Source organism: Nonomuraea sp. NPDC004354 (assembly GCF_053602555.1).
On record NZ_JBSGDV010000018.1, the window covers coordinates 14,855 to 36,833 of the forward strand.

General features: G+C 71.8%; 22 protein-coding genes. 14 read left to right on the plus strand and 8 right to left on the minus strand.

Features of this window, described 5'->3' with window-relative positions; all coding sequences use genetic code 11:
• Positions 1-22: 22 nt before the first annotated feature.
• From ACWENQ_RS35735 to ACWENQ_RS35745, 3 genes are read right to left on the minus strand one after another with little or no spacing between them, the layout of a single operon-like run.
• Complete coding sequence (locus ACWENQ_RS35735) at positions 23-1,018, minus strand: NAD-dependent epimerase/dehydratase family protein (protein WP_452418157.1); 996 nt, start codon at positions 1,016-1,018, stop codon at positions 23-25.
• 10 nt (positions 1,019-1,028) lie between these two features.
• Entirely contained in the window at positions 1,029-1,706 is a 678-nt protein-coding gene (locus ACWENQ_RS35740) for a TIGR04282 family arsenosugar biosynthesis glycosyltransferase (RefSeq protein WP_452418158.1), read from the minus strand.
• Positions 1,703-2,368, minus strand: coding sequence for a glycosyltransferase family 2 protein (locus ACWENQ_RS35745; RefSeq protein ID WP_452418159.1), 666 nt, complete (start codon positions 2,366-2,368; stop codon positions 1,703-1,705). Before ACWENQ_RS35745 ends, ACWENQ_RS35740 begins: the two co-directional genes overlap by 4 nt.
• 104 nt (positions 2,369-2,472) lie before the next feature.
• On the opposite strand from ACWENQ_RS35745, the gene ACWENQ_RS35750 reads away from it, so the two are divergent.
• From ACWENQ_RS35750 to ACWENQ_RS35780, 7 genes are all read left to right on the plus strand, one after another.
• Positions 2,473-3,780, plus strand: coding sequence for a hypothetical protein (locus tag ACWENQ_RS35750; RefSeq protein WP_452418161.1), 1,308 nt, complete (start codon positions 2,473-2,475; stop codon positions 3,778-3,780).
• 96 nt (positions 3,781-3,876) lie between these two features.
• On the plus strand, positions 3,877-4,395 hold the full coding sequence (locus tag ACWENQ_RS35755; protein ID WP_452418162.1) for a TQO small subunit DoxD: 519 nt from the start codon (positions 3,877-3,879) through the stop codon (positions 4,393-4,395).
• Positions 4,392-4,733, plus strand: coding sequence for an Rv1678 family membrane protein (locus tag ACWENQ_RS35760; protein WP_354915270.1), 342 nt, complete (start codon positions 4,392-4,394; stop codon positions 4,731-4,733). The genes ACWENQ_RS35755 and ACWENQ_RS35760 overlap by 4 nt, the downstream gene beginning before the upstream one ends.
• Positions 4,734-4,774: 41 nt before the next feature.
• Positions 4,775-5,893 (plus strand): Rv1679 family acyl-CoA dehydrogenase, encoded by a 1,119-nt coding sequence (fadE16, locus tag ACWENQ_RS35765; protein ID WP_449930369.1) that lies wholly within the window; start codon positions 4,775-4,777, stop codon positions 5,891-5,893.
• Complete coding sequence (locus ACWENQ_RS35770) at positions 5,893-6,684, plus strand: Rv1680 family SBP-like protein (RefSeq protein WP_452418163.1); 792 nt, start codon at positions 5,893-5,895, stop codon at positions 6,682-6,684. Before fadE16 ends, ACWENQ_RS35770 begins: the two co-directional genes overlap by 1 nt.
• Positions 6,678-7,652: an Rv1681 family radical SAM protein gene (locus ACWENQ_RS35775; protein ID WP_452418165.1), complete on the plus strand. Its 975-nt coding sequence runs from the start codon at positions 6,678-6,680 to the stop codon at positions 7,650-7,652. Before ACWENQ_RS35770 ends, ACWENQ_RS35775 begins: the two co-directional genes overlap by 7 nt.
• 103 nt (positions 7,653-7,755) lie before the next feature.
• Positions 7,756-8,424, plus strand: coding sequence for a hypothetical protein (locus ACWENQ_RS35780; RefSeq protein WP_452418167.1), 669 nt, complete (start codon positions 7,756-7,758; stop codon positions 8,422-8,424).
• Positions 8,425-8,512: 88 nt separating this feature from the next.
• Here the strand turns inward: ACWENQ_RS35780 and ACWENQ_RS35785 are convergent, their stop codons facing one another.
• The 4 genes from ACWENQ_RS35785 to ACWENQ_RS35800 all read right to left on the minus strand — a co-directional run bounded on the left by ACWENQ_RS35785 (position 8,513) and on the right by ACWENQ_RS35800 (position 13,591).
• Complete coding sequence (locus ACWENQ_RS35785; RefSeq protein ID WP_452418169.1) at positions 8,513-11,419, minus strand: YbhB/YbcL family Raf kinase inhibitor-like protein; 2,907 nt, start codon at positions 11,417-11,419, stop codon at positions 8,513-8,515.
• Between the two features lie 325 nt (positions 11,420-11,744).
• On the minus strand, positions 11,745-11,843 hold the full coding sequence (locus ACWENQ_RS35790) for a BBE domain-containing protein (RefSeq protein WP_452418326.1): 99 nt from the start codon (positions 11,841-11,843) through the stop codon (positions 11,745-11,747).
• A complete protein-coding gene (locus ACWENQ_RS35795) occupies positions 11,821-13,086 on the minus strand; it encodes an FAD-binding oxidoreductase (protein ID WP_452418170.1) in 1,266 nt (421 codons plus the stop codon). Before ACWENQ_RS35795 ends, ACWENQ_RS35790 begins: the two co-directional genes overlap by 23 nt.
• A gap of 28 nt (positions 13,087-13,114) precedes the next feature.
• On the minus strand, positions 13,115-13,591 hold the full coding sequence (locus tag ACWENQ_RS35800) for a carboxymuconolactone decarboxylase family protein (RefSeq protein WP_449930359.1): 477 nt from the start codon (positions 13,589-13,591) through the stop codon (positions 13,115-13,117).
• 248 nt (positions 13,592-13,839) lie between these two features.
• On the opposite strand from ACWENQ_RS35800, the gene ACWENQ_RS35805 reads away from it, so the two are divergent.
• The 4 genes from ACWENQ_RS35805 to ACWENQ_RS35820 all read left to right on the plus strand — a co-directional run bounded on the left by ACWENQ_RS35805 (position 13,840) and on the right by ACWENQ_RS35820 (position 16,695).
• Positions 13,840-14,724 (plus strand): RNA polymerase sigma-70 factor, encoded by an 885-nt coding sequence (locus ACWENQ_RS35805; RefSeq protein WP_452418172.1) that lies wholly within the window; start codon positions 13,840-13,842, stop codon positions 14,722-14,724.
• 422 nt (positions 14,725-15,146) lie between these two features.
• Positions 15,147-16,172 (plus strand): alcohol dehydrogenase catalytic domain-containing protein, encoded by a 1,026-nt coding sequence (locus ACWENQ_RS35810; protein WP_452418173.1) that lies wholly within the window; start codon positions 15,147-15,149, stop codon positions 16,170-16,172.
• A 32-nt stretch (positions 16,173-16,204) separates the two neighbouring features.
• Positions 16,205-16,327 carry a hypothetical protein gene (locus ACWENQ_RS35815; protein WP_449930355.1) on the plus strand — a complete coding sequence of 41 codons (123 nt, stop codon included), beginning with the start codon at positions 16,205-16,207 and terminating at the stop codon, positions 16,325-16,327.
• An 8-nt stretch (positions 16,328-16,335) separates the two neighbouring features.
• Positions 16,336-16,695: a hypothetical protein gene (locus ACWENQ_RS35820; RefSeq protein ID WP_449930353.1), complete on the plus strand. Its 360-nt coding sequence runs from the start codon at positions 16,336-16,338 to the stop codon at positions 16,693-16,695.
• 43 nt (positions 16,696-16,738) lie between these two features.
• Here ACWENQ_RS35820 and ACWENQ_RS35825 read toward each other — a convergent pair whose 3' ends face one another.
• Entirely contained in the window at positions 16,739-17,416 is a 678-nt protein-coding gene (locus tag ACWENQ_RS35825) for a response regulator (RefSeq protein ID WP_452418175.1), read from the minus strand.
• A gap of 292 nt (positions 17,417-17,708) precedes the next feature.
• Here ACWENQ_RS35825 and ACWENQ_RS35830 point away from each other — a divergent pair, with 292 nt between their 5' ends.
• The 3 genes from ACWENQ_RS35830 to ACWENQ_RS35840 all read left to right on the plus strand — a co-directional run bounded on the left by ACWENQ_RS35830 (position 17,709) and on the right by ACWENQ_RS35840 (position 21,743).
• Positions 17,709-18,731 (plus strand): fatty acid desaturase family protein, encoded by a 1,023-nt coding sequence (locus tag ACWENQ_RS35830; protein WP_452418177.1) that lies wholly within the window; start codon positions 17,709-17,711, stop codon positions 18,729-18,731.
• 101 nt (positions 18,732-18,832) lie between these two features.
• Positions 18,833-19,261 (plus strand): pyridoxamine 5'-phosphate oxidase family protein, encoded by a 429-nt coding sequence (locus ACWENQ_RS35835; protein WP_452418178.1) that lies wholly within the window; start codon positions 18,833-18,835, stop codon positions 19,259-19,261.
• 103 nt (positions 19,262-19,364) lie between these two features.
• Positions 19,365-21,743 (plus strand): heavy metal translocating P-type ATPase, encoded by a 2,379-nt coding sequence (locus ACWENQ_RS35840; protein ID WP_452418179.1) that lies wholly within the window; start codon positions 19,365-19,367, stop codon positions 21,741-21,743.
• The last annotated feature ends 236 nt before the right edge of the window (positions 21,744-21,979 follow it).

A 21,979-nucleotide genomic window follows, 5' to 3' on the forward strand; every position in this document is an offset into this window, starting at 1 on the left:
CGCTGCGGGAGTGGCGCCGGCGTCACCCCGGTGAAGCCAGGGGTGCCCAGGCGAACTCGCGCATGCCCTCGGCGAACCCGATCGCGGCCGTGAACCCCAGCTCCGCACCCGCGAGGGAGGGCGAGGCCACGATGTGGCGCACGTCGCCGAGCCGGTACTCCCCCGTCGTGACCGGCGTGGGACCACCCCGCTCGGCGGCCAGCGCCGCGGCCATCTCCCCGATGGTGCGCGGTTCGCCGCTGGCGACGTTGTAGGCGACCAGCGTGCCTGGCCGCCCCGCCCCGAGCGCGGCCAGGTTCGCCCGCGCCACGTCGCGCACGTGCACGAAGTCGCGGCGCTGCCTGCCGTCCTCGAAGACCCGGGGCGCCCTGCCCGCCTCCAGGGCGGAGCGGAAGATCGCCGCCACCCCCGAGTACGGCGTGTCCCTGGGCATGCGCGGGCCGTAGACGTTGTGGTAGCGCAGCGCCACCACCGTGCCGCCGGTCTGTCTCGCCCATCCGGCGGCCAGGTGTTCCTGGGCGAGCTTGGTCGTGGCGTAGGCGTTGCGCGGGTCCGCCGGCGCGTCCTCGCCGATCGGGGCGGGGCACAGGCCGCCGCCGCATCGCGGGCAGCGCGGCTCGAACACCCCCCGTGCCAGGTCCTCCTCGGCGCGCGCCGCGGGGCGGACCCGGCCGTGCTCGGCGCAGTCGTAGGCGCCCTCGCCGTAGATCACCATCGACGAGGCCAGCACCAGCCTGCCGACGCCGTGCCTGGCCATCGCGGCGAGCAGGACGGCGGTGCCGTGGACGTTGATCGAGGCGTAGTCGGGGAGGTCGGCCACGTCGACCCCCAGCCCCACCTTCGCCGCCTGGTGCGCGACGGCGTCCACGCCGGGCAGCAGCCGGTCCAGCGCCGCGCCGTCCCGCACGTCGACCCCGTCCCGCAGGTCGAGTCCGACCACCTCGTGGCCGGCCCCGGCCAGGGCCGCGCGGACGTGGCCGCCGATGAACCCGGCCGAACCGGTGAGAAGTACCTTCACGCTGGTGAGACTACGACCGGCGCCGCGCCCGCCGTCCGGGAACGAGGTTCATCCCGGCGAGAGCGGCCGCGAAGCGGGAGCGTGGCGCCTCGGCCGCCACGCGGATCGTGTCCTGGAAGCAGTCGACGTCGGTCAGCTCCGGCATCACGGCAACCGTCAGCCCGGCCTGCCGCAGGCGCCGTAGCTGAGTGTCTCCCGTCGTGGGCCGGGACATCGGCACCCCCAGCACCAGCGCCGGGTCGGGCCGGCGCAGGCCGAGCAGCCAGAACCCGCCGTCCGCGGCGGGGCCGTACACCGCGTCCCCGGTCCGCAGCGCGGCGACCGCCTCGGCCAGCAGGTCCGCGGTCACCTGGGGCGTGTCCATGCCGATCACCACGACGGGCAGCGGGCACCGCCGGTAGGCGTCCTCGAACGCGGCGGCGAGGCGTTCGTCCAACGGCCCGCCGCGCTGAGGGATGACCACGAAACCGTCGGGCGACCACGCGCCGGGCGGGCCGTCGAAGGCGAGGACCCGCCGGCGCACCCGGACCGCGGCCACGGCGGCCAGGGTGTCCTCCAGTGAGGCCGCCGCCAGGCGCGCGGCCTCCTGGGGGGTGAACGGCGGGGTGAGCCGGGTCTTGACCTTGCCGGGTAGGGGTTCCTTCGCGAGGACGACGATCTGCGCGGCGGCGTGCCGGAGCGGGATCATGCCTGTCCGTCCTGCTCGGCCAGCACCCGCCGCATGTCGCCGAGCGCCCTCAGCGTGCCGCGCACGGTGCCGGTGACCTTGGACCGGCCGGCGCGCGGAAGGTAGTCCACCTCGGTCTCGGCGATGCGCCAGCCGGCCCTCGCCGCGCGCAGCACCATCTCCAGGGGATAGCCGGACCGCCGGTCGGTCAGCCGCAGTGCCAGCAGCTCGGCCCGTCTGCAGGCCCGCATCGGGCCGAGATCGTGCAGCTGGACGCCGGTACGGCGCCGCACCGTCGCGGCCAGGACGCGGTTTCCGAGGCGGGCGTGCAGGGGCCAGCGCGCGCCGGCGCGGGGCATGCGGCGGCCGAGCATCAGATCGCATCCGCCCGCCAGCACGGGGCCGGCCGTCCTGGGCAGCTGGCGCGGGTCCATGGAGGCGTCGGCGTCCATGAAGCACACCACCTCACCGTCGGCGGCCAGGAGCCCCGCATGGCAGGCCGCGCCGAACCCGCGCCGCGGCTCGTTCACCACCAGCACGCCGTGCTCGGCCGCGACCCGTGCGGAGCCGTCGGTCGAGCCGTTGTCGACCACGATCGGGCGGTAGCCGTCCGGCATCCGCCCGAGCACCCACGGCAGGGCCGTCTCCTCGTCCAGGCACGGCAGCACCACGTCGACGGTCACAGCTTTCACGGTAGGGCCGACCGGGGCGGCGAACTCCTATGCGCCGGTGCGGTGTGCTCAAAGAGTTTCCAGCTCGGACCGGCCGTGGGCCTACCGTGGGAAAGGTGGTCGAGCGTTCCGGGGATCGGCCTGGCACGGCCGGCGAAGCCCCTGCCGGGCGGCCGCCGGCCCGCCAAGGCCGGTGGGTGCCGGTCGCGCTGGCCGTCTGGGCCGCGCTGATCGGGTGGTCCTTCTTCGAAGGCGCGGCCCTGCGCGCGCGGGGCGCGCTCCCCATCGACCGCCTGGCGCCGCTGCACGGCGACCTCCGCCTGCTGACGGTCACGCTGCTGCCCGCCGCCGTCTTCGCGGCCATCGCCGTCCTCACGTTGCCGCCCCTCGTGGCGCGGGCGCGCTTCGGCTGGGCGTTGTTCGTGTCGTACGGTTTCGCGCTGGCCTGGACGGTGCTGCTGGCGGTCTCGGACGACGGGCTGGCGGCGCCGCTCACCCATGCCACCGACTATCTCGCCGTGCTGCCCGCCGTGGGCAACGATCCGATGGGCTGGCTGGCCGGCTTCACCCGACACCTGCCTGACTATCCGACCCACGTGCGAGGGCATCCACCGCTGGCCGTGCTCATGCTGTGGGCCCTGGCGGCGGCCGGGCTGCGCGGGCCGGCCTGGGCGGCGCTGCTGGTCGTCGCGGTCGGCTGCTCGGCCACCGTGGCGATCGCCGTGACGGTGCGACGGCTGGCCGGGGAGACGATGGCCCGCCGCAGCCTTCCCTACCTGGCGTTGACCCCCGCCGCGGTCTGGATCGCCACCAGCATGGACGCCTTCTTCGCCGGCGTCGGCGCGTGGGGAGTCGCCCTGCTGGTGCTCGGCCGGGCCTGGATCGCCTTCGCGGCGGGGCTGCTGCTCGGCGCGCTGCCGTACCTCAGCTACGGGCTGGTGCCGTACCTGCTCATCCCCGTGGTGGCCGGTGTGGTGGCCAGGGTGCCGCGCGCGACCGTGCTCGCGGCCCTGGCCGGTGCGGCGTCGGTGACGGCCGCCTTCGCCGCGGGGGGCTTCCTGTGGCCGGCCGGGGTGCTCGCGACATACGCCGAATGGGCCCCCGACCCGGGCGCCGCCGCCCGGCCGTACCTGTATTTCCTGGTGGCCGACCTGGCCGTGCTGGCCATGCTCACCGGTCCTGCGACGGCGGCGGGCCTGGTACGGCTCCCGCCGTACGGCGTGCGGGCCGTCGTCGCCGCGGCGGGGGTGGCGGTGCTCGCACTGGACCTCAGCGGGGTGACCCGTGGCGAGGTCGAGCGCATCTGGCTGCCCTACGCGGTGTGGATCGGCCTGGCGGCGGGGATGTCGCCGGGCCGCCGGTGGCTCGCGGCTCAGGTGGTCACGGGGCTGCTGTTGCAGGCCCTGGTCGACTCGCCCTGGTGAGCCGGCGACGTTCGCACTCGGTAAGAATCGAGGTAGTTGGCCAGGGATATCGTCTGGGTACTGGATGAATGACATTCCGTAACCAGGGAGGCGCTGATGGTCGACGCCGTGACGCTGCCACGGGGCGGCCCCGCCATGATGGCTTTCGTCCGCGTGGCCGTCGCCTGCCTGTGGATCCAGAACTCGGGCTGGAAGACACCCGGTGACGACTTCGGACGGATGGGGCGACGGGGGCTGTACCTGTTCACCGGCTACGCGGTCGAACATCCGGTGTTCCCGCCGTTCACGTGGCTTGTCGAGCATGTCGTGCTGCCGAACTTCGTCATCTTCGGCTGGCTGACGCTGCTCGTCGAGACCTCGCTCGGGGCGTTCCTGCTCGCGGGGCTGGCGACGCGGCTGTGGGCCCTGATCGGGATCGGGCAGTCGCTCGCGATCACGTTCTCTGTGCTCTACGCGCCGCACGAGTGGCACTGGTCCTACTTCCTGATGATCCTGGCGCACGTGGCGTTGTTCGCCACCGCCGCGGGCCGGTTCTACGGTGCCGACGGGTTGCTGCGCCCCTCCTGGGAGAGATCGCCCAACCTGGCGGCCCGGTGGCTGGTGAGGTTCTCATGAGGGCCCCGGACCGGTTCGCGCTCGCCCTGGGCGTCGCCTCGGTGCTCAGCGCCGTGTTCGTCTTCGTGCACGGCGACCCGTGGCAGCTGGTCAAGATGACCGGCCAGGCGGTCCCGGTCGCCATCGTCCTCGGCGTCCTGGCCTGCCTGGCCGGAGCGCTCCGGCGTCCGCCGATGCAGACGACCGCCGGCGCGCTGTTCGTCCTGTCCGCCCTGCTGGTTCTCGCGGAGCTGGCCTTCGGGTTCTCGCTGACCGCGGGCAGCGCGTCCACGGCGAGCCTCTGGCTGGGGCTCGGCATCGGGCTGGTGTCGGCGGGCCGTACGCCCCGGGAGCCGTGAGGGCTCCTCGCACGCCCCGCCGTACCATGGGAAGGAGTGACATGGATCTTTCAGCCCGCCTCGAACCTGTCCTGGACATCGCACGGCAGTCGGCCAGGACGGTGGACGCCGACGGCGGCTTCCCGGTCCAGGCGGTTGACGCCGTGCGCCGTTCCGGCCTGCTGGGGTTGACCCTGCCGCCGCGGCGGGGCGGTCTCGGTGGCGGTCCCGAGGCGCTCGTGGAGGTGCTGAGCAGCCTCGCGGCCGTCTGCGGGTCCACGGCGATGGTCTATCTGATGCATGTGAGCGCGGCCATGGCGGTCGCCGCGGCACCGCCGAGCGGCCATCCCGCGCTGCTCGAGCGGCTCGCCTCGGACTGCCTGGCGACGCTGGCATTCAGCGAGGCAGGATCGCGCTCCCACTTCTGGGCACCGGTCTCGCAGGCCCGCCGTGAAGGGGACACGATCGCCGTGCGGGCCGCCAAGAGCTGGGTCACCTCGGCGGGTCATGCCCAGGTGTACGTGGTGTCCACCCTCGCCCCGGATGGCGAGGAGGGGGCGGTCGACCTCTACGCCGTCTTCGCCGAGAATCCCGGGGTCGAGGTCGCGGGCTCGTGGCGGGGGCTCGGCCTGCGCGGCAACGCGTCCTCTCCCATGCGCTTCGAGGTGCTCGCCGGCGACCACGAGCGGATCGGCGAGCCGGGCGGCGGCTTCCCCCTGATGCTCCAGTCGGTGATGCCGTGGTTCAACCTCGGCAACGCCGCCGTCTCGCTCGGACTGGCGCAGGCCGCCGTGGACGCGGCCGTGGCGCACGCGAGCGGCGTCAGGTTCCAGCACACCGGCGAGGGCCTGGCCGACCTGCCGACCATCCGCGCGCAGCTGTCCCGCATCGCGCTGGACCTCGCGATGGCCCGCGCCTACGTGGAGAAGGCGGCCCGCAGCCTCGCCGCCCCCGACGACTCGACCATGCTGCACGTGCTCGGCGTCAAGGCGGCCGCCAACGACATGGCCCTGCGCGTCACCGACACGGCGATGCGGGTCTGCGGCGGCGCCGCCTTCTCCGAGCACCTTCAGCTCGAGCGGTTCTTCCGGGACGCCCGAGCCGGCCATGTCATGGCCCCGACCGCGGACGTCCTCTACGACTTCTACGGCAAGGCGATCACCGGACGGGAGCTGTTCTGATGCTGACGATCGGCGCGGTGGCCTACACACCCAACGTCGTGCCCATCTGGGAGGGCATCCGCGGCTACTTCGACGGCAGCGGCGCCGAGATGGACTTCGTGCTGTTCTCCAACTACGGCAGGCAGGTCGACTCCCTCCTCGCCGGCACCGTCGACATCGCCTGGAACACCAACCTGGCCTGGGTGCGAACCGTGCTCCAGACCGGCGGGAGCTGCCGCGCCCTGGCCATGCGCGACACCGACCTGACCTTCGCCAGCGTCCTGGTGGCGCGAGCGGGCAGCGGCCTCAGCGGTCTGGACGCCCTGCACCGTCGCCGCATCGCGCTCGGATCCCGCGACTCCGCCCAGGCGGCGATCCTGCCCGTGCATTTCCTCACCCGCGCCGGCGTCACCGACGTCGAGTACCTCCGCATCGACGGCGATCTGGGCAAGCACGGTGACACCGGCCGCAGCGAACTGGACGCGATCCGCGCGGTGCTCGACGACCAGGCCGACGCCGCCGCGATCGGCATCACCACCTGGGGGGCCATCGGCAAGGACGAGCTCATGCCCGACGCGCTCGAGGAGGTGTGGCGCTCCGAGCCGTACTGCCACTGCAACTTCACCACCCTCCTGCCGCCCGAGCGCACCGAGCCGTGGGTGGAGCACCTTCTCGCGATGGACTGGAACGATCCCGCCCACCGGCCCATCCTCGAGATGGAGGGTCTGCGCCGGTGGGTGCGGCCCGAGCTGGACGGCTACGCCTCGCTGTTCGAGGCGGTGCGACGGCAGGGACTCTCGCCGACATGGTGATCCTCGACCTGGTCGAGCGGATGGGCGCGCTCCCCGTCGGGGCGACGGCCGAGGTCCCGCTCGGCGCCGGGGAGGCCGAGCTCGTCGAACGCTGGTGCGCCCGGACCGGGAACGAGCTCGTCGAGATCGGCCGGGGCGTGGCCGTGGTCCGGCGGGGCCGCCCGCCCGACCCCGTCGCCGACCTCCCGGCCGACCGGCGGCCGGGAGCCCGGCTCTGGCTCTACACGAACTTCGACTGCAACCTCGCCTGCGACTACTGCTGCTCGCGCTCCTCGCCACGGACCGCGCGCCGCGCGCTCGGCCTGGACCGGGTGCGCCGGATCATGGCGGAAGCCGAGGGGGTCACCGAGGTCTTCCTCACCGGCGGGGAGCCGTTCCTCCTGCCGGACCTGGACGAGATCGTGCGCGCCTGCACCGACCGGTTCCACACGACGCTGCTGACCAACGGGATGCTCTTCCGCGGCCACCGGCTCGACATGCTGCGTGCTATGCCGCGCGACCGGCTGGCGCTGCAGATCAGCCTCGACTCGCCCACCCCCGACCGGCACGACCGGCACCGCGGCAAGGGGAGCTGGAACCGCGCGATGGCGGGCATCAGGACCGCGCTCGACGAAGGGTTCCGCGTCCGCGTGGCGGCCACCATCGCGCCGGGGGAGGACGCCGACGCCGAAGCGTTCCACGCCTGTCTCGACGGGCTCGGCATCGCCGTCCAGGATCGGGTCGTCCGCCCGGTGGCCAGGCGCGGGTCCGCCGAGGAGGGAGTGGCCCTCACCGTGGAGACCCTCGTGCCCGAGGTGACGGTGACCGCCGAAGGCGTCTACTGGCATCCCGTCGGCGCCGACCACCTCGACCAGCTGGTCACTCGGGAGATCTTCCCCCTCTCCGCCGCGATCGAGGAGGTACGGCGCCGCTTCGCCGAGTACCGGCGTGGCGCGATGGAGGCGGCCGCGAGCTTCCCCTGCGCGTGAAGCGTCCTCGTCGCGGTGGTCGTTCTCGCTATCCGGCCCGCCGTCCTGGTTGGTGCGCGCTCCGCACTGCCATGGAGAGGCGGCGGGTCGTAGACTGCGCGGCATGGGTGATCTTCCCGTTTACGATGTCGTGCTGCTGCCCCCGGCCGACGTCGCCGCGGCGGCCGTCCGGTTGAGCGAGCAGTGCGCGGAGGCGGCTCCCGCCGAGTTCGTCCTGGCCGAGGAGCGGGTGTATCCGCACCTGTCGCTGTTCATGGCCACCTTCGCACCCGAGCAGTGCGCGGCCGCCGTGCGGCTGCTGGGTGACATCAGCGCGCGGACGACGATGATCCCCTTGCGGGGTGATCACTTCGCGGGCAACGAACACGGCATGTTCGAGCTGTTCTACGAGAAGACCGCGGCCGTCACCACGCTGCAGGAGGACATCCTGGCCACGGTGGCGCCGCTGCGCACGGGATGGCGGCGGCGCGATCCGGTCGGGCGCGTCCTGGCGGACTACCGGCGCACCGCTCCCGCGGCCGCCCGCGACAATCTCGAGCGGTACGGCTACGACGAGGTCGGCGCGCTGTTCCGCCCGCACATCACCCTGACCCGTTTCCAGAAGCCTGGTCAGGGAATCGCGCCGGCGCTGCTGCCACCCGCGCGGTCGTTCACGGCGGCCTTCGACACGCTCGCGCTGTGCGTGATGGGCGAGCACGGCACCTGTACCGAGGTCGTCGCCCGCTTCGCCTTGGCCGGCGAGGCCGTCGGCCCGGCCCCAGCTCGCCCCTAGAGTGGAGATGGGATCTCTCCCGCCGGGATCGCGCGCGTCCCGTCCGATGTTTCCGGGGGCCTGGGCGCTCCAGGCCCCCGGAAACAGGTCAGCCGGTGGCGGCGTTGGAGTTGCCCGCCAGCTTGGTGGCGGCCAGGTCGTGCGCCAGGATCGCGGTCTCGACCGCGGCCACCGACGAGCTCTGCGTCACGCCCGGCAGGGTCGCGGTGTCCAGCGCGTACAGGGTGAACTCGTACTTGTGCGTGGAGCCGCCCGGGCACGGCCCGAAGTACTGCAGGGCCTTGTTGCCGCTGCTCATCGCCTTCTGCCTGGCCGGAGCCTGGCCGGGCACGTCGTAGCCGAGCCCGAGTCCCTCCGGCAGCGAGGCCTTGGCCGCCGGGATGTCCCAGATCGCCCAGTGCTTGCCGCCGTTGGCCGTGTCGATGAAGGTGATCGCGTAGCTCTTGGCCGTGGCCGGTCCGTTCGCCCAGGCCAGAGCGGGCGAGATGTCGTTGCCTGACACCCCGTCCTGCGCGCAGGTGTACCTCGCCGGGATGGTGCCGTTGTGCGCGAAGGCCGTGCTGGTCAGCGTGAACGGCGGGCCGGCGAACTTCAGCCTGACGATGTCGTTGTCGATGACGGTGGGTGTGCCGCCGTCCTTGTCGTTGTTGGTCGAGGTCAGCCACAGGCCGCCGTCGGGAGTCTTGACGACGGTGCGCAGCCTGCCCCACTGGCCGTTGAAGAAGGCGCGCGGGGTGTCGGTGGTGTTGCCGGTGATCTTCATGACCCACAGCCGCTGGCCGCGGACGGCCGCCATGTAGATCCAGTCGTTGACGATCTCCAGGCCGCTCGGCGAGGCCGACGAGACGCTCCACACCCTGACCGGGTTGACGTAGCGGGTGTCGCTGCAGGTGCCCTCGCAGGTCGGCCAGCCGTAGTTCTTGCCCGGCTGGATGAGGTTGAGCTCGTCCCAGGTGCCGTCGCCGAACTCCGACTCCCACAGCCTGCCCTGCGAGTCCCAGGCGATGCCCTGCGGGTTGCGGTGGCCGAGGCTGTAGACGCGCGGCGCGTTCGGGAACGGGTTACCGGGGGCGCCGGCGCCCGTGGGCGTCACGCGCAGGATCTTGCCGTTGAGCGAGTTCAGGTCCTGCGACCGGCTGCTGGTCTGCGCGTCTCCGGTGGTGATGTACAGCATGCCGTCCGGACCGAACTTGATCCGCCCGCCGTTGTGGAACTTGGCCTTGGAGATGCCGGTGACGATCGGCTCGCGCGGGCCGATGGAGCCGTTCTCGTACTTGAAGCGCACGACCCGGTTGTCACTGGCGGCCGTGTGGTAGGCGTAGACGTAGTGGTCGGTCGCGAAGGTCGGCGACAGCGCCAGGCCGAGCAGGCCGCCCTCGCCGACGGTGGTCACGGCTTCGGTGACCTTGCCGACGGTGGTCTTCTGCCCGGTGGCGGTCACCCTGACGACCTCGAAGCGGTCGCGCTCGGCGACCAGCGCGCTGCCGTCGGGCAGGAAGGCGACGCCCCAGGGCAGGTCGAGCTTGGCGACGTCGCGGTCGAAGAGCGGGTCGCCGCCGGTGGCCTGCGTGGAGGTCCGCACCGTCAGCGCCTGGCTCCTGGCCGAGACGTTGCCGTTGGCGTCGAACGCCTCCACGGCGAAGGAGTACTCGGTGTTCTGCGTGAGCCCGTCCGCGGTGGCGGTCAGGTCGGGCACGGTGGCGAACTTGACGCCGCCACGGTAGACGTTGTAGCCGGTCACCTCGACGTTGTCGGTCGATGCGTCCCACGCCAGGGTGACGCTGGTGGCGCTGACGTTCGTGGAGCGCAGGTTCGCGGGCACGCCGGGCGCCTCGTGGTCGTCGCTCGGCGGCGTCGTGATCGACACGTTGCCGCTGGCCGGCGAGCCGTTGCCGGCGGCGTCGTAGGCCAGCACGCTCAGCACGTAGGTGGTGTTGGGCGTCAGGCCGGTGACCGTGGCGGTCGTCTGGTTGCCGCCGACGGTCTTGACCACGTTGCCGCCGTTGTAGATCACATAGCTGGAGACGCCCACGTTGTCGGTCGAGGCGTCCCACGCCAGGTCCACGGCGTTCGGCCGTACGTCGCCGACGACCCTGAGGTTGCCCGGCGCGGTGGGGGGCTGCCCGTCAGGCGGCACCGTGGCGGTGATGCGGTCCAGGTTGGGTCCGCCGTTCACCGTCGTGGCGGCGGCGCGGAGCTTGTTGGCGCCGGCGATCAGCGGGACGGTCACGGTCTTCTCCACCCACGTCGTCCAGGCGCCGGTGCCGGGGAAGCTGACGTTGGTGGCCGCCGCCCCGTTGACCGAGACGCCCATCGGCCGGTCGGCTGTGGTGCCGTTGGCGAAGCGGAACTTCACCTCGTAGTTGCCGGCCGTGGCGGCGTTGATCGTGAACTCCACGTGGGAGCCGACCACGTTGTCGTAGTTGACGAAGCCGGTCCCGGTGAAGCCGGCGTGGTTGGACTCCACCACGCCCTGGGAGATGGTCGCGTTCTCCGCCTGCAGCTCGGTGCTCGGCGCGGCCACCTCGACGTCGGCGAAGTCGAGGTTCGGGTTGCCGTTGGCCGTGGTGGCGGTGACACGGATCTTGTTGGTACCGGCGGTGAGGGGTGCGGTGAACGTGGCGGTGGCCCACGTGGTCCACGCGCCGGTGCCGGCGAAGACGTGTCCGGCCGAGATCACGCTGCCGTTGACCGCGATGTCGGCGGGCCGGTCGGCGGTGGTGCCGTTGGCGTAGCGGATGCCGATCGTGGCCTGGCCGGCCGTGGCGGCGTTGACGGTGAACTCGACGTGGCTGCCCGCCACGTTGTCGCCGTTGACGAAGCCGGCGCCGGAGAAGCCCGCGTGGTTGGACTCCACCACGCCCTGGGAGACGGTCGCGTCCTCGGCCTCGTACCGGGTGGGCGCGGCCTCGACGGGCACCGCCTGCAACGCGCTCACCAGTAATGCGGCCACGAGCGCGCCGGCCAACGCGCGCGCCCGGGAGAGAGATCGCATGGATCCTCCTAAGCGGGGGGTGATAGTTAAGAATATTTCCTAACTTGCGATTGATAGGATCATTCCCGACGAGGCCTGTCAAGCGAGATGACACATCCCGGGAGACCTCCCGCCACTGGCGTACCGGCCGATCACCGCGCAGCTCGCACGCCGGGCGCGGCACCCCGATGGAGCGCTTCGGAACCCCCCGGCTCCAGCCGGGGGGTTCCGTCTGCGACGCGTCTTGACGATCGGCGGCGGTCGCCCGACCGCTTCCCGCATGCCGTGCGTCCCGTCGAGGAAGGGGTGCCGGCTCCTCCTTGCTGTCCGAACTCGTCCGCCGGGCCTACCGGGGTCGGACGTTGTGGTTGCCGGCGAACAGATTGCCGGGGTCGTACTGACGCTTGACCGCCGCGAGCCGCTCATAGGTCTGCGGTGGATAGATCGCGGCGACGTCCTCCTCGGTGGCGGAGGCGAGGAAGTTCGCGTAGGCGCCGTTGACGTGAGGCGCGAGTCTCTCCCAGATCGCTTCCAGAGCAGGACGAGCGGCCTCGACGACCGGCCGCGGACCCGCGGTGGTGGTCACGAACATCAACTCGGCTCGGCGATGCGCGTAGGCGGTGGCATCGTCGGGAATCCCGGGACACCGCCCCGCCGACGCTGCGAACAGCGATCAACGGCGACCGCTCCGACGCCCCCACCTCAGCAAGGATCCGAAGGACCTCGGGCACCGATCCCCTGTCGACGAACGCGCTTCGGGTGAGCAGCTGGATGCCAGGCGGCGGGGTCGCGCCATCCACGAGCGTGTCCGCATAGGGTCTCAGCGCGACATCGTCGTCGATCACCGTGCCGAGCCGGCGGATCGGGTCGATCGCCCGCGCCGCGAGCCGCGGGTCATCGCCGTCGAAGGCGACCTGGATCTCGACCGGCGCTTCCGGCCCGCCGGCGAAGGGATTGGCGAAGACCACGATGGAGGTGAGCTCTTCGGGCGCGGTGCGGAGGTGGTCCGCCCACCCCTGGAGCACGCCGGCCGCCTCCGCCGCCGGGAAGGCGATCCTGCCGTAGAAGACGTCTGTCGTCGGGTGTGCCGCGAACTCGAAGGCGGTCACGATCCCGAAGTTGCCGCCGCCACCGCGAATCGCCCAGAACAGCTCCGGGTTGTCCTCGGCGCTCGCACGCACCACCTCTCCGGCGGCCGTGACCACCTCTGCGGCGACCACGTTGTCCAGGGCCAGGCCGTACTTCCTGACCTTCCAGCCGATGCCACCGGTCAGCGTCAGCCCACCGACACCGACGCTCTTGGTGTCGCCCGAGGAGATCGCCAGGCCGTGCGGGGCCAGGACGGCCGCGACCTGCCCCCAGGTGGCGCCGCCGCCGATCCGCACGAGGTGGCGCTCCTTGTCGATGATCTCGACGTCCGCGAGCTCGCCGAGGTCGAGCACGACGCCGCCGTCGTTGGTGCCGAAGCCCGGAAAGCCATGGCCGCCGCCTCGCACGGCGAGCACCAGCCCCGCGCCGGCAGCGAATCTGACACCTGCTTGCACGTCACCGACGCTCTCGGGCCGCAGGACATAGGCCGGACTGCCCGAAGCCAGCACCGAGCGACGAGCCGATTCGTACTCCGCTCCGCCCGGTTCGATGATGTCGCCGCCGAAGTGACGGCGAAGGGTTTCAAGCGCTGAGCTCATGATGTTCCTTCCACACGGGAGAATCTCGTCATCCGAACTGGCCGGGCTGGTAGTCGCCGGCGGGCTGCTGGACGATGACGTTCAGGCGGTTGGCGGCGTTGATGAGGGCGATGATCGACACCAGCGCGGCGAGCTGCTCCTCGTCGTAGTGCTTGGCGGCGTTCGCCCAGACCTCGTCGGGGACGCCACCGGCCGCATCAGCGATGCGGGTGCCCTGCTCCGTCAGCTCCAGGGCGGCGCGCTCGGCGTCGGTGAACACCGTGGTCTCCCGCCAGGCCGCGACCAGGTTGATGCGCACCGAGCTCTCCCCGGCGTGCGCGAGGTCCTTGGTGTGCATGTCGGTGCAGAAGCCGCAGCCGTTGATCTGGCTGGCACGGAGCATCACCAGGTCCCGAGTCGCGGCCGGCAGCGTCGAGCCATCGGTGATCACCTTGCTCGCCGAGGCGAAGTACCTCATGGACTTGGCCGCGAGCGGGCTGCTGAAGAGGTTCAAGCGAGGTTCCATGATGCGTCCCTTGCGTTGTTCGTGTTGCTGCGCTGAACGAACACAAGATGCCGACGACCCGATCCTTGTGACAGCGCTGGTGTGTGGCGTGCGCCACAACCGGCGCCGCGGGCGGTACGGACCGGCTGCCGTCCCGGTGTCACAAAACGGCGGGACCCGGTGTCTGGTGGGTGACACAGTCGACAGCGAACAGGAGCCACACATTGGACGGCACGTCGCAGACCCCGCCCGAAGACCGCGGCGGGGGCATGAGCAAGGACGACAACCGGCGCTCCGCCACCGAGGCGTTCGTCGCCCACCGCAACCTGCTGTTCACCGTCGCCTACGAGCTGCTCGGCTCGGCCGCCGACGCCGAGGACGTCCTGCAGGAGACCTGGTTGCGATGGGCGGGCGTCGACCTCGGCACCGTACGGGATCAGCGTGCCTACCTGGTCCGCATCACCACCCGGCAGGCGCTGGGCCGGCTGCGTACGCTCGGCCGGCGCAAGGAGTCCTACGTCGGCCCCTGGCTGCCCGAGCCGCTGCTGACCGCGCCCGACGTGGCCGAGGACGTCGAGCTGGCCGACAGCGTCTCGATGGCGATGCTGCTGGTGCTGGAGACACTCACACCGACCGAGCGGGCGGTGTTCGTGCTGCGCGAGGTGTTCGATCTGGAGTACGACGAGATCGCCGAAGCCGTCGGCAAGAGCCAGGCCGCGGTGCGCCAGATCGCCCACCGGGCACGATCGCACGTCGCCGCGCGCCGGCCGCGCGGGGTCGTGTCCGCGGCCGAGACCCGCCAGGCGCTCGAGGCGTTCCAGCGGGCGATCGAAACCGGCGATCTGCAACGACTGCTCGACGTCCTCGCGCCGGACGTCGTCCTCCTGGCCGACGGTGGCGGAGTCGTGCAGGCCGCGCCGGCGCCCGTCGTGGGGGCCGACCGGGTGGCCCACGTGCTGGGCAGGATCACCCCCACGGCGTCGCTGCGGCCGGCACAGGTCAACGGCTACCCGGCGCTGGTCCTCCGGCGCGACGGCGAGATCGACACCGTCATGGCGGTACGCATCGACGACGGCCTCATCACCGGGCTCTACGCCGTACGCAATCCCGAGAAGCTGTCGCGCATGGAGCGGGAGACCGCCCTGCACCGCTGAACCCGGCGACCCGCCCGACCGCACCGCCGACAGCGAAGGACGCAGGGTGGTCGCCTGGACTTCGGCGGCGAGGGGCGCGACTGTAGAAGGGAGCACTCCCCCCGGCACGACAGCAGCCCCGGCGGCACGCACAGGCCACCGGCACCGGACGGGAGGAGCCGAGCTCGTGGACATGAAGCTCGAGGTCGAGGTGGGGCCGGTCGCCGACGTGGACCGTGCCGAGGACTTCTCCCGGGCGCTCAGGTGCCGGGGCGCTGCCCCACGCGGGGACCGGAGCACGACGGGTGTCCAGCCCGGTTCCGGACCGCCAGAGCCACCCTTCTTCCGCCCCGTTCGGTGAGCCCGATGCGAACGGCAGGGTGACGGGTGCTCCTCCTGCCGGCGAAGGACAGCCGGCGAAGCCTCGAGAGAAAGGAGCCGGCATGGCTGCGACCACACACCGTTCCATGCAGGTCGCCGAGCCCGGCGGGGAGATGTCCCTGGTCCGGGTGGATACCCGGGAGCCGGGCCCGGGCCAGGTGCGGATCACCGTCGAGGCGTGCGGGGTGTGCCACTCCGACGCGTTGATCACCGGCGGGCACCTCCCGGGCACCACCTTCCCTGTCACGCCAGGACACGAGATCGCCGGACGTATCGACGCGGTCGGCGGCGACGTCACCGGCTGGTCCGTCGGTGACCGGGTGGCGGTCGGCTGGTACGGAGGCAGCTGCGGCCACTGCGACGCCTGCAGGGAGGGCGACGGCGTCCTGTGCCCCGAGCTCCAGGTGCCGGGTGCCGCGTACGCCGGAGGGTTCGCCGACTCGGTCGTGGTGCCGGCCGTCGCCCTGGCCGCGGTCCCGGACGAGCTGACGGCGGTGGAGGCCGCGCCCCTGGCCTGCGCCGGCGTGACCGTGTACAACGCGCTGCGCCGCAGCAGCGCGCGTCCCGGCGACACCGTCGCGGTCCTCGGCCTGGGCGGCCTGGGGCACCTGGGCGTACAGTTCGCCGCGAGGATGGGCTTCAACACCGTCGCGATGGCCCGCGGTCCCGACAAGGCGTCGCTGGCTCACAAGCTCGGCGCGTCCCGCTACATCGACAGCGCCACCGAGCAGACCGCCGACGCGCTGCAGGCGTACGGGGGAGCCAAGGTGGTGCTGGCGACGGTGACCAACGCCGCGGCGATGTCCGCGACGGTCGACGGGATGGGGCGCCGTGGTGAGCTCATCATCGTCGGCGTCGACATGGAGCCGCTGGACGTCACGCCCCTGCAGCTCGTCAGCGGGGCCAGGCGGGTGTACGGCCACGCTTCGGGCATCGCGGTCGACACCCAGGACACCATGAGGTTCGCGACCCAGAGCGGCGTCCGGGCCTGGACCGAGGAGGTCCCGCTGGAGGAGGCCGGTGCGGCGGTCCAGAAGATGATGTCCGGTCAGGCCCGCTTCCGCATGGTCCTGACCACCGGTAACTGAATATCTCGTGTGCGGGGCGCCCGGCCCTTCCCGTGGCGGCCCCACCGGTCCGGGCCGGCGACGAGGGCTTCGTCGTGCCGGCCGATCCCGAGGACAACCAGCTCTGCCTGCTCGACCGACGGCATCCCGAAGGATGCCTGGTGGGATCGCTGTAGGGGGAATCATGAACAGAATCGTCGTCGCCGGGCTCGGGGTGGTGGCCGTCCTCGGCCTGTCCGCGGGCTCAGCCCAGGGCGGGATCGGCCCCGTGCATGAGGTGAGCGAGCAGCAGTACGAGATCCTGATCAATCAGTGCCGGTACGCGGACACGCCGGATGCGCGGGCCGAGTGCCGCTCGGAGGTCAGGCGGACCTATCGCATCGGGCGAGCCGACCCGACGCTGGACTGCCGCACGTATTCCGGGGTGAGCGTGTGCGGCGAGCTGAGACTGAGCCCCTCCGAACGCGCGTGCGTGAAGGACTCGGTCGCGAAGGGTCTCCCCTTCCGCCGCGCCGAGGTCGAGTGCTACGCCTGGAAGCCTTGACGCAGGCACCTCGACCAGGAGGACACAGGCCGGCGACATCCGGCTAGGGACGGTCGTGCTCTCCGGGGCGGACGAGGCCGCTTTCGTAGGCGAAGACCACCGCCTGGACGCGGGTGGCCAGGTTGAGCTTCATGAGGATCCGGGACAGGTGGGTTTTGACCGTCGCCTCGCCCAGGTACAGCCGGGCCGCGATCTGGGTGTTCGTCAGGCCCTGTGCCAGCATCCTCAGAACGTCCGTCTCCCTGCTGGTGAGCGAGTCCAGCTGGGCTGTCCGGCTCGTCGTGCGGGTGGGCTCCGGCTGACCGGCGAAGGCGGCGATCACCCGCAGGGTCACCGCCGGGTGCAGCAGTCCCCCGCCGGCCGCGACCGTCCGGACCGCCTCGACCAGTTGCTCGGGTGGGGCGATCTTGAGCAGGAAGCCGCTGACCCCGGCGCGCAGGGCGGCGGCGACGTGCTCGTCCTCGTCGAACGTGGTGAGCACGATGACCTTGCTGTCCGGGTGATCCCGTACGAGCCGCCGTGACGCCTCCAGCCCGTCCATCCTGGACATGCGCACGTCCATCAGCACGACGTCCGGCCGGGTGCGCGCGACCAGGTCGAGGGCCTCGACACCGTCGGAGGCCTCGCCGACGACCTCGATGTCCGGCTCGCCGCTCAGCACCATGCGCAGGCCCACGCGGACCATCACCTCGTCGTCGACGAGCGCTACCGAGATCGTCATGATGTCGCTCCTCGGACGTCCGGCAGCCGGGTCATCGTCATGGCCACCGATCGTAACCATCCGCGGCATCGGCCGACTCCGCCGGATGGCGGACCCTGCCGGCCTGCCGGGTCCGCCGAACAGCGGACCCGCCCGGCATCCGGCCCACCGCAGCGAGGAGCGGTCATGTACCCGACGGTCCGCGACCGGTTGACCGGCGGGCAACCGTACTCCGATGGTAGGGCTTACCCTCCCATCGAGACGGGTGCAGCCATGATCCCCGCCAGGAGGGATCCTGGCCAGACTCCTCGGCATGTCCAACGTTCAGAGTGTCCGGCCCCAGACCGGCAGCGACTACGCCCGGCTCCTCAAGCGCGTCACCGCGGCCGGGCTGCTCAGGCGCCGGCCCGGCTACTACGCGCGCAGGATCGCGCTGGTCGCAGGACTCTACCTGGCCGGGCTGGCCGCCTTCTTCGCCTTGGGCGACTCCTGGTGGCAGGTGCTCGTCGCCGCCTTCTTCGCGGTCATGTTCGCCCAGGTGGCACTTCTCGGTCACGACATCGCCCACCGCCAGGTCTTTCGCACCATGCGGCCGACCAGGATCAGCGGGTGGATCGCCGGCAATCTCATGATCGGGATGGGCTACGGCTGGTGGATGGACAAGCACACCCGCCACCACGCCAACCCCAACCACGAGGAGCTGGATCCGGACGTCGCGCCGGACATCCTGGTCTGGTCCACCGACCAGGCCAGGGCCAGCAGCGGCCTGTCCAGGTTCATCGGACGTCGTCAGGCGGCGCTGTTCTACCCGCTGCTCCTGCTCGAAGGCCTGAACCTGCACGTCTCGGGATTCCGCTCACTGCGCAACCCGGCCGTCAAGCACCGCCTCGTCGAGGGCACGCTGCTGGCCGCGCACGTGATCGCCTACCTAGCCGCGCTCTTCCTGGTGCTCTCCCCCGGCAAGGCGCTGGTCTTCCTCGTGGTGCACCAGGGGCTGTGGGGTCTCTACATGGGGTCGGTGTTCGCGCCCGGGCACAAGGGCATGCCCACCCTCAAGCCCGGGGAGGAGCTGGACTACCTGCGCCGCCAGGTGCTGACCACCCGCGGCGTTCGCGGCGGCTGGTTCATCGACACCGCCATGGGCGGGTTGAACTACCAGATCGAGCATCACCTGTTCCCGAACATGCCCACGCCGCACCTGGGGAAGGCCCAGGTCATCGTGCGGGAGTACTGCGCCGAGATCGGACTCCCCTACTGCGAGACGGGGTTGCTGGAGTCCTACCGGCTGATGCTCCGCCACCTGCACACGGTGGGCGCGCCGATCCGCGCCGTGTAGCGCCCGGGGCCGCCCACCAGGGGCGAAGGCTGCTGTCGAGGGGCCGCCGATCCCGCGCGAGGCGGTCCAGGGTGCGCGGGTTCGGCTGATAGGAAGGGGACATGAGTGAGCAGACTGGACCCGCCCCGCGCCGCCTGACCCCCGAGGAACTGGAGTCACTCCTGCAGGAGCAGCAGTTCGGGGTGCTGGCGACGGTGAAGCGCAGCGGCCACCCGGCCATGTCGACCGTCCTGTACCGCTGGAGCCCCGTCGAGCGCGTCATCCGGATCTCCACCACGGCCGACCGGCTGAAGGCGCGGCAGGTCCGTAACGACCCGCATGTCGCCCTTCATGTCAGTGGCCCCGACGTGTGGTCGTTCGCGGTGGCCGAGGGGCAGGCCGAGGTGCTGGACAGTCCCGAGGAACTGCTGGCGTTCGCCGGAGAGGTGACCGATCCGGCGGCTTTCCTGGAGCAGCAGGCGCTCGAGCGGCGCGTGGTGATCAAAATCAAGCTTTCCCGCCTGTACGGCACGGCCCTGGACGTTTCCTGACGCCGGCGCCGACCCTCGCGTGCGCCACGCCTAACTATTTTGCATAGTAGTTAACGGGACAGGCGCCGTGGGGCGCGGCGCCGCCGGACGGACGGAGGCGGACGTGTCGATCGGAGAGCTCAAGGACCGCAGCACCGCGATCCTCGACGTGAGCGGGCTGCGGTGGGCATCGGAACAGAGCGTCGTGCACGCGGTCCTGAGCCGCCGCCCCGGGGTGCTGGACGTCGAGGTCAATCCGGTGGCGCAGACGGCCACCGTGGTGTTCGACCCCAGGGCCACGTCGGTGGCCGACCTGCGCCGGTGGGTGCGGGAGTGCGGCTATCACTGCGCAGGGCAGTCCGTGCCGGCCCACATCTGCGATCCGATGCTGGAGCCCGACCCGCCGGGGGATGCGCACGCGCGCCACGTCGCCGCGACCGCCGTACGGGAGAAGGCGGCGGGTGCGGGCCACGAGGGTGAGCCGTCGCCGCACGACATGACGGGGCACGGCGATCACGCCGGCATGTCGATGGAGGCGATGGTCGCCGACATGCGCAACCGGTTCCTGGTGGCGGCCGTGCTGTCGGTGCCGATCCTGATCTGGTCGCCAATCGGGCGCGAGGTGTTCGGCCTGCGCGTGCCGGTTCCGTTCGGGCTGCGCGAGGACGTGTGGGCGCTGCTGCTCAGCCTGCCGGTGATCTTCTACTCGTCGTGGATCTTCTTCGAGGGCGCGGTGCGGGCCCTGCGCGCCCGCACGCTCGACATGATGGTGCTGGTGGCGGTGGCCATCGGGGCGGGCTGGCTGTACTCGGTCATCGTCACCTTCACCGGCGGCGGCGAGGTGTTCTACGAGGCGGCCACCGTGCTCGCCGCCTTCGTGCTGCTCGGCCACTGGTTCGAGATGCGCGCCAGAGGCGGGGCCAACGACGCCGTCCGGGCCCTGCTCGACCTGGCGCCGCCCAAGGCGCTCGTCGTCCGCGACGGCGAGCCGGTCGAGGTGCCCACGGCCGAGGTGGTCACGGGTGATCTCCTGTTGGTACGGCCCGGCGCCAAGATCCCCGTCGACGGAGTGGCCGAGGACGGCGAGAGCGACGTGGACGAGTCCATGGTCACCGGCGAGAGCCTGCCGGTGCACAAGACCGCCGGCTCGACCGTCATCGGGGCGACCATCAACAGGAACGGCACCCTGCGTGTGCGGGCCACCAAGGTGGGAGCCGACACCGCGCTCGCCCAGATCGTCAAGCTGGTCCAGCAGGCGCAGAACTCCAAGGCGCCCGGCCAGCGGCTGGCCGACCGGGCGGCGTTCTGGCTGGTCCTCGTCGCTCTCGTCGGCGGCGCCCTGACCTTCGCCGCCTGGCTGGTGGCGGGGGCGGGCCTCAGTACGGCGGTGCTCTTCGCCATCACCGTGGTGGTCGTCACCTGCCCGGACGCCCTGGGCCTGGCCACACCCACCGCGATCATGGTCGGTACGGGACTGGGCGCCAAGCGTGGCGTGCTGTTCAAGAACGCGATGGCGCTGGAGAGCGCCGCCCGCATCCAGGCGGTCGTCATGGACAAGACCGGGACGCTGACCAAGGGCGAGCCCGAGGTCACCGACGTGATCACCGAGGGCATCGGCGAGGCCCGGCTGCTGCGCCTGGTCGCCGCCGTCGAGCGTGAGTCCGAGCATCCGCTGGCCGAGGCCATCGTCCGGGAGGCCGACGGGCGGGGAGTCGACTCCGCGCGTGCGGTCACGTTCGAGAACGTCCCAGGCCATGGCGCGATCGCCGTCGTGGACGGGAGCCGCGTCGTGGTGGGCAACCGCAGGCTGATGGCGGCCGAAGGCATCGAGCTGGGCGAGCTGGCCGGCCGCCGTGAGGAGTTGGCCGCCGGCGGGCGCACGGCCGTGATCGCCGCGGTGGACGGTCGGGCCGCCGGGCTGTTCGGCATCGCCGACGCGCCGCGCGAGACGTCCGCGGCGGCGGTGGCGGCCCTGCACGAGGCGGGCGTCGAGGTCATCATGCTGACGGGCGACAACGAGGCCACGGCGCGGCGGATCGCCGAGCGGCTGGGAATCGACACGGTGATCGCGGAGGTGCTGCCGGGCGACAAGGCGGCCAGGATCGCCGAGCTGCAGGCCGGCGGCCGGAAGGTCGCCATGGTGGGCGACGGGGTGAACGACGCCCCCGCACTGGCCAGGGCCGACCTCGGCATCGCCATCGGCGCGGGCACGGATGTGGCGATCGAGACCGCCGACGTGGTGCTCATGCGTTCCGATCCGCTGGACGTCCCCACCGCCCTGACCATCGGCCGCGGCACGCTGCGCAAGATGCGGCAGAACCTGGGCTGGGCGGTCGGCTACAACGCGATCGCGCTGCCGATCGCGGCGGGCGTCTTCGAACCTGCCTTCGGCCTGGTGCTCCGTCCGGAGATCGCCGCCCTGTCGATGTCCGGGTCCAGCGTCATCGTCGCGCTCAACGCGCTCGCCCTGAAGCGGCTCCGCCTCCCCGGGCCGCCTCGATGACCCCGCGGCCCTGAGCCACCGCCCGGACGCCCGACGGCCGGGCGGAGGGTCACGGCCGGGCGACGGTCACGGCCGGGCGGCGGCTGACGGCCGAGCGGAGGGTCTCGGCCGACCGGCGGATGACGTCCGGGCGGCGCTCACGGCCGACCGGCGGCTGACGGCAAAAACGCGGCGCGGAGGATAGCCGCCCGACATCTGGGCAGAATTCACTATGGCTGGTAGTACGTATTCGGCAG